We start from the raw sequence: 6,366 nt of genomic DNA, 5'->3' as shown, positions 1-6,366 counted from the left end.
CTCTACACTCCGTTCCGGTCGGCGCAAAACCATTGTCTTCCAGACAATGTGCGCCCTCGCGGAGTGTTTATCTCAGTCGGAGATTGAACTCCCACTGAGAAAGATTTGTTATTACTCATCACTTACAGAAGTGGGGGTATCAACTCAGACTGAGATAAAAGAATGAGGCTGTCCTGAGTGACAGCCTCTCTGTGTCCTTTTACAAAAATATTTTGTAAGGGATGCACTTTTTTGAAAAATAGTGGAAGGAACAAAACAGAGATGAAACAGGGAAAATTACCGGAAAACGTGTTGAAACGTTCGGTATTCAAACAATTGCATACAAAGCGTAAAGATGTATTGCTTTCCGCAGGTGTAGGGGAAGATTGCGCTGCTTTCACTCTGAAGGAAGATGAAGTGGCAGTCCTTTCCACAGATCCGGTGATCTGGGAAAATTCTCTGGATGGAAGATATGCGGTGCATGCGAATCTGAATGATCTGGCAACCAGTGGCGCAGAACCAATCGGACTGATGCTGACTGCCATGCTGCCAGCGGATATCGAAGAAGCACAGATCCGCGAAATGGTAAAAACCATTGCGGCGGAATGCGAACCGTTACAGGTGCAGATCCTTGGTGGACATACAGAGATTACCGATGCAGTGAACCGCCCAATCATTTCTGTGACAGCGGTTGGAAAAACAAAAAAAGGACAGATCCTGTCTACATCTGGAGCAAAACCGGGAGATGATATCGTGATCACAAAATGGATCGGTCTGGAGGGAACCGCAAAGCTGGCGCATGCGCGTCGTGAGGAGCTGCTTTCCCGATATCCGGCTCATCTGATTGATGAAGCAGAAGCGTTTGAACAGTATTTTTCCGTTATCCCGGAGGCCGCTACCGCCATGAAGTCTGGCGTGAGAGCAATGCACGATGTGACTACAGGAGGCATTTTTGGTGCGCTGTGGGAGCTGGCAGAAGCCTCTGGCGTCGGACTTGACATAACATTGAAAAAAATACCGATCCGGCAGGAAACCGTAGAAATCTGTGAATTTTTTGACATCAATCCGTATCAGATTGCTTCCGGAGGAAGTCTGCTGATGGCAGCGGAGGATGGCAACCGATTGGTTATGGATCTGGCGAAAGAGGGGATTCCGGCAGTCGTTGTGGGAAAAGCAACAGCCGGAAACGACAGAGTCCTGAACAATGAGGAAGAACGCAGATTTTTGGAGCCGCCACGAGCGGGACTGCAGGTAAGTGACCTGCATATTTAATCAGGAATTGATAAATTTTAGAACAAGATCCTGAAGTTGAGTGGAGAGATGATTTTGCACATCTCCAAATTATTACAGAAAAAAGTTTTGTAATTAGAGTTGTAAGGGAGGAACCGAACATGCGTGAAAAGATTTTGACATTTATAGAGAAGAATAGCCGCATTGCTATCAAAGAATTAGCGATTATTCTTGGGGAAGATGAAATCAGCGTAGCAAATGAACTGGCAGCAATGGAAGCAGAGCACATTATCTGCGGATATCATACACTGATCAACTGGGATAAGACAGATATTGAAAAAGTAACTGCTCTGATCGAGGTAAGCGTTACCCCGCAGAGAGGACAGGGATTTGATAAGATCGCAGAGCGTATCTACAACTACCCGGAGGTAAATGCAGTTTACCTGATCTCCGGAAGTTATGATCTGCTTGTAACTATCGAGGGACGTACCCTGCGTGAAGCAGCACAGTTCGTATCAGACAAACTTTCACCACTGGATTCCGTACTGAGTACCAAGACAAACTTCATTTTGAAGAAGTACAAAGACCACGGAACCATTATGGCAGAAAAAGAAAAAGATGAAAGGATGCTGATGACACCATGAGAAACCCATTATCAAAAGTAATTACAGAAATTGAGCCATCCGGTATCCGTAAGTTTTTTGACATTGTAAGTGAAATGAAGGATGCAATTTCTCTTGGTGTTGGTGAGCCGGATTTTGACACACCATGGCATATCCGTGATGAGGGTATCTATTCTCTGGAAAAGGGAAGAACTTTCTACACATCAAATGCCGGTTTAAAAGAATTAAAAATTGAGATCGCTAATTTCCTGGAGCGGAAATACGGTCTGGAATATGATTATAACCATGAAATTATGGTCACTGTCGGTGGAAGCGAGGCCATTGATATCGCAATGCGTGCCATGCTGGATCCGGGCGACGAAGTGCTGATCCCGCAGCCGAGTTATGTATCCTATCTGCCATGCGCAAAGCTGGCAGGCGGTGTGCCGGTTGTCATTGAACTGAAAGCAGAAAATCAGTTCCGTCTGACCAGAGAAGAACTGGAAGCTGCAATCACACCGAAGACAAAGATTTTAGTACTTCCATTCCCGAACAACCCGACCGGTGCTGTTATGGAGAAAAGTGATCTGGAAGCGTTGGTGGATCTTATCGTTGCAAATGATCTCTATGTTATTACCGATGAGATTTATTCTGAACTGACTTATACCGATGACGGACATGTGTCTATTGCATCCCTTCCGGGAATGAGAGATCGTACCATTTATATCAATGGATTATCAAAATCTCATGCAATGACAGGATGGCGTATCGGATATGCATGTGGACCAGAGGTGATCTTACAGCAGATGCTGAAAATTCATCAGTTTGCAATTATGTGTGCACCGACTACCAGCCAGTATGCTGGTGTTTCTGCACTGAAAAACGGCGATGAAGACGTGGCACATATGCGTGACGAGTATAACGGACGTCGTCGTTATCTTATGCATCGTTTTAAAGAGATGGGACTGGAATGTTTTGAGCCGTTTGGTGCATTTTACGCATTCCCGTGTATCAAAGAATTTGGCATGACTTCCGACGAGTTTGCAACCAGATTTTTGCAGGAGGAGAAAGTAGCAGTTGTTCCGGGAACCGCATTTGGTGCCTGTGGCGAAGGCTTTTTACGAATTTCCTATGCATATTCACTGGAAGCATTGAAAGAAGCATTAGACCGTATGGAGCACTTTGTACAGAAACTCCGTGCAGAGAAAAAGGAAGCATAGATTATGGCAAAATTGAACATTGTTCTGTATGAGCCGGAGATCCCGGCAAATACAGGAAATATCGGGCGTACCTGTGTAGCAACAGGTACACGCCTGCATCTGATCGAGCCTCTTGGATTCCGTCTGAATGAAAAACAGATCAAGCGGGCAGGTATGGATTACTGGAAAGATCTTGATGTGACAACTTATGTAAATTATCAGGAGTTCCTGGAGAAAAATCCGGGAGCGAAGATTTATATGGCAACCACAAAAGGACAGAATGTGTATACAGAAGTGTCCTATGAAGAAGACTGCTATATTATGTTTGGAAAAGAAAGTGCCGGAATCCCGGAAGATATTCTTGCACATAACAAAGACAGATGCGTGCGGATTCCAATGTTAAGTGACATCCGTTCCCTGAATCTGTCCAATTCTGTGGCAGTTGTGCTGTACGAGGCACTGCGCCAGAATAATTTTTCTCAGATGCAGCTGATGGGACATCTGACAAAATTTGACGATTATATTGAGTAACGTGCCTGGCTGGACATTTTATGTGGAAAAGTGATGTTTCGCAGAGAATGAGACAGATAAGCATGAAAGAGGATTCTTACACATGGCATTTATTAAGGCAGAAAAATTAAAACATAAATTTGTGCGCCGGGATGAACAGGGCGAAGTGCAGGATGTGACACTGGCGCTGGATGATGTGAATATCGAAGTGGAAGAAGGGCAGTTTATTGCTGTGCTGGGACATAACGGTTCCGGTAAATCTACGTTTGCAAAACATCTGAATGCATTGCTGACACCGAGTGAGGGAACCGTCTGGGTAGATGGAAAAGACACGGCAAAGGATGAAAATATTCTGGATATCCGCAAGGAAGCCGGTATGATCTTTCAGAATCCGGACAACCAGATCGTTGCGGGTGTGGTAGAAGAAGACGTGGCGTTTGGACCGGAAAATATCGGCGTGCCTACAGAAGAAATCTGGGAGCGTGTCGGACACAGTCTGGAGGCAGTCGGCATGACAGCATACCGTTATCATTCTCCGAACCGTTTGTCCGGTGGTCAGAAACAGCGCGTTGCCATTGCAGGTGTTGTGGCAATGGAGCCCAAATGCATCATTATGGATGAGCCGACTGCCATGCTGGATCCGAATGGTCGAAAAGAAGTATTAAACACGGTACATCGTTTGAACCGGCAAAAAGATGTAACGGTTATTCTGATCACACATTATATGGAAGAAGTTATCGATGCGGATTATGTGTTTGTCATGGATGACGGTCGTGTGGTGATGCAGGGAACACCCCGTGAGATTTTTTCACAGGTAGAAACACTGTTAAGTTATGGCTTAGATGTACCACAGATCACCCGGCTTGCATGGGAACTGAAAAAGGAAGGTCTGCCAATCCCGGACGGGATTTTAAGCAGACAGGAACTGGTGGAGGCAATATGTCAATTAAAATCGAAAACCTGAGTTACACCTATGCACCGGGCAGTGCATACGAGATACATGCATTGAAAAATCTGAATCTGGAAATCGAAGAAGGACAGTTTGTCGGAATCATCGGTCATACCGGCTCTGGAAAATCTACATTGATCCAGCTGTTGGATGGACTGATCAAGGCAGATGAGGGGCATATTTATTACAACGGTGAGGATATTTATACACCGGGATATTCCCTGCGTTCCCTGAGAGGAAAAGTGGGACTGGTGTTTCAGTATCCGGAGTACCAGCTTTTTGAGATAACAGTATTAAAAGATGCCGCTTATGGTCCACAAAATCAGGGATTTTCCGCGGAAGAAGCACTGGAGAAAGCAAAAGAAGCGCTTATTAGAGTAAAACTTCCGGAAAAATACTGGGAAATGTCACCGTTTGAACTTTCCGGTGGGCAGAAACGCCGTGCAGCCATTGCCGGTGTCATTGCCATGAATCCGAAAGTACTGATTTTGGATGAGCCGACTGCCGGTTTGGATCCGAAGGGACGGGATGAATTATTTGACCTGATCCGCGAGCTGCATGAGAATATGAAAATGACCGTGCTTTTGGTGTCTCACAGTATGGAAGACGTTGCCAACTATGTAGATCGTATTATCGTGTTGAATCATGGAAGCCTGATGCTGGATGGAACGCCGGCGGAAGTTTTTTCCCATGTGGAAGAACTGGAACGGGTATCGCTGGCAGTGCCACAGGTTACGTATCTGATGAAGGATCTGAAAAAAGCAGGTCTGGATGTCAATACTTCGGTAACCACGATAGAGGAAGCTAAGAAAGAGATTATGAAGTTATGTTAAAGGATATTACACTTGGACAATATTATCCGACCGAGTCGATCATACACAGACTGGATCCCCGTGTGAAACTGCTGGCAACACTGATGTATCTTGTGTCTTTGTTCCTGTTTCACGATTTTGTGGGATTTGTTGTAGTCACTCTGTTTTTGCTTGTGATTATAAAACTGTCAAGGGTTCCGTTTTCGTTTATGTTGAAAAGTGTCCGGGCAATTTGGGTGCTTGTCGTTATTACAGCAGTATGTAACCTGTTTTTTACACAGGGAGACAATACTTATTTTGCATGGAAATTTATCCATATCACAGATCAGGGTGTCAGCAATACGGTATATTTTACAATCCGACTGATCTATCTGGTTGTAGGTACTTCTGTGATGACGCTGACAACGACACCGAACAAGCTGACGGATGGTCTGGAAGAAGGCTTAAAACCATTGTCAAAAATCGGAGTTCCGGTGCATGAAATCGCTATGATGATGTCGATCGCCATGCGTTTTATCCCGATTCTGGCAGAGGAAGCGGATAAGATCAAAAAAGCACAGATGGCAAGAGGCGCGAATTTTGAAGAGGGTAATATCATTCAGAGAGCCAAAGCGATGGTGCCGATCCTGGTGCCGCTGTTTGTATCTGCATTCCGACGTGCCAATGATCTGGCGACGGCTATGGAAGCGCGCTGTTATCACGGTGGTGAGGGCAGAACCAAGATGAAACCGCTGCGTTATATTTCGGCGGATTATAAGGCATATGCGGTGATGGTCGTGTATCTGGCGGTGATTATTGTGATACGGATCTTTTTATAAAGTTTTGAAAAGCGATAATAGTAAATTTTATAGAATGAAATTGAAATAATGAGGAAACTGTATGGATTCAGTGAGAAGAATATATCGGGTGAGAGAGGATGAAAAACTCTGTGGGAGAATAAAGTCATTCTTGAATCATACGCAGGAAAATCTGTGAGATATGTGGTATGTTTGTCTACTTGAATTTATGCAGTTTTTTTGTAGGTTGTTTTAAAGTTTTTATATCAGATGGGAGATGACTCCCACCTCTATAGGTGGTGAGAAACA

At 44.7% G+C, this 6,366-nt stretch carries 7 protein-coding genes; all 7 read left to right on the top strand.

What is annotated here, in order from left to right:
- The first annotated feature begins 261 nt into the window (after positions 1 to 261).
- The 7 genes from LG34_RS12990 (at position 262) to LG34_RS12960 (ending at position 6,099) form a co-directional block, all read left to right on the top strand.
- Positions 262 to 1,251, top strand: a complete 990-nt coding sequence (locus LG34_RS12990; RefSeq protein ID WP_109216441.1) for an AIR synthase family protein — start codon at positions 262 to 264, stop codon at positions 1,249 to 1,251.
- 119 nt (positions 1,252 to 1,370) lie between these two features.
- Entirely contained in the window at positions 1,371 to 1,853 is a 483-nt protein-coding gene (locus LG34_RS12985; RefSeq protein ID WP_109216440.1) for an Lrp/AsnC family transcriptional regulator, read from the top strand.
- Positions 1,850 to 3,031 carry a pyridoxal phosphate-dependent aminotransferase gene (locus LG34_RS12980; RefSeq protein ID WP_109216439.1) on the top strand — a complete coding sequence of 394 codons (1,182 nt, stop codon included), beginning with the start codon at positions 1,850 to 1,852 and terminating at the stop codon, positions 3,029 to 3,031. Before LG34_RS12985 ends, LG34_RS12980 begins: the two co-directional genes overlap by 4 nt.
- A 3-nt stretch (positions 3,032 to 3,034) precedes the next feature.
- Positions 3,035 to 3,541 carry a tRNA (uridine(34)/cytosine(34)/5-carboxymethylaminomethyluridine(34)-2'-O)-methyltransferase TrmL gene (gene trmL, locus LG34_RS12975; protein WP_109216438.1) on the top strand — a complete coding sequence of 169 codons (507 nt, stop codon included), beginning with the start codon at positions 3,035 to 3,037 and terminating at the stop codon, positions 3,539 to 3,541.
- An 82-nt stretch (positions 3,542 to 3,623) separates the two neighbouring features.
- Positions 3,624 to 4,484 (top strand): energy-coupling factor transporter ATPase, encoded by an 861-nt coding sequence (locus LG34_RS12970; protein ID WP_109216437.1) that lies wholly within the window; start codon positions 3,624 to 3,626, stop codon positions 4,482 to 4,484.
- Positions 4,460 to 5,302, top strand: a complete 843-nt coding sequence (locus LG34_RS12965; protein WP_109216436.1) for an energy-coupling factor transporter ATPase — start codon at positions 4,460 to 4,462, stop codon at positions 5,300 to 5,302. Before LG34_RS12970 ends, LG34_RS12965 begins: the two co-directional genes overlap by 25 nt.
- A complete protein-coding gene (locus LG34_RS12960; RefSeq protein WP_109216435.1) occupies positions 5,296 to 6,099 on the top strand; it encodes an energy-coupling factor transporter transmembrane component T family protein in 804 nt (267 codons plus the stop codon). Before LG34_RS12965 ends, LG34_RS12960 begins: the two co-directional genes overlap by 7 nt.
- Positions 6,100 to 6,366: the final 267 nt, after the last annotated feature.

The organism is Eubacterium ramulus, from assembly GCF_003122485.1.
Lineage (GTDB): Bacteria > Bacillota > Clostridia > Lachnospirales > Lachnospiraceae > Eubacterium_I > Eubacterium_I ramulus_A.
Note: the sequence above shows the minus strand (reverse complement) of the source record. Positions and strands in the feature narration are given on the sequence as shown.

Excerpts from the sequence above, each read along its gene's own strand:
- LG34_RS12980 (WP_109216439.1), top strand. The coding sequence starts at position 1,850 with ATGAGAAACCCATTATCAAAAGTAATTACAGAAATTGAGCCATCCGGT.
- trmL (WP_109216438.1), top strand. The coding sequence starts at position 3,035 with ATGGCAAAATTGAACATTGTTCTGTATGAGCCGGAGATCCCGGCAAAT.
- LG34_RS12970 (WP_109216437.1), top strand. The coding sequence starts at position 3,624 with ATGGCATTTATTAAGGCAGAAAAATTAAAACATAAATTTGTGCGCCGG.
- LG34_RS12965 (WP_109216436.1), top strand. The coding sequence starts at position 4,460 with ATGTCAATTAAAATCGAAAACCTGAGTTACACCTATGCACCGGGCAGT.
- LG34_RS12990 (WP_109216441.1), top strand. The coding sequence starts at position 262 with ATGAAACAGGGAAAATTACCGGAAAACGTGTTGAAACGTTCGGTATTC.
- LG34_RS12985 (WP_109216440.1), top strand. The coding sequence starts at position 1,371 with ATGCGTGAAAAGATTTTGACATTTATAGAGAAGAATAGCCGCATTGCT.
- LG34_RS12960 (WP_109216435.1), top strand. The coding sequence starts at position 5,296 with ATGTTAAAGGATATTACACTTGGACAATATTATCCGACCGAGTCGATC.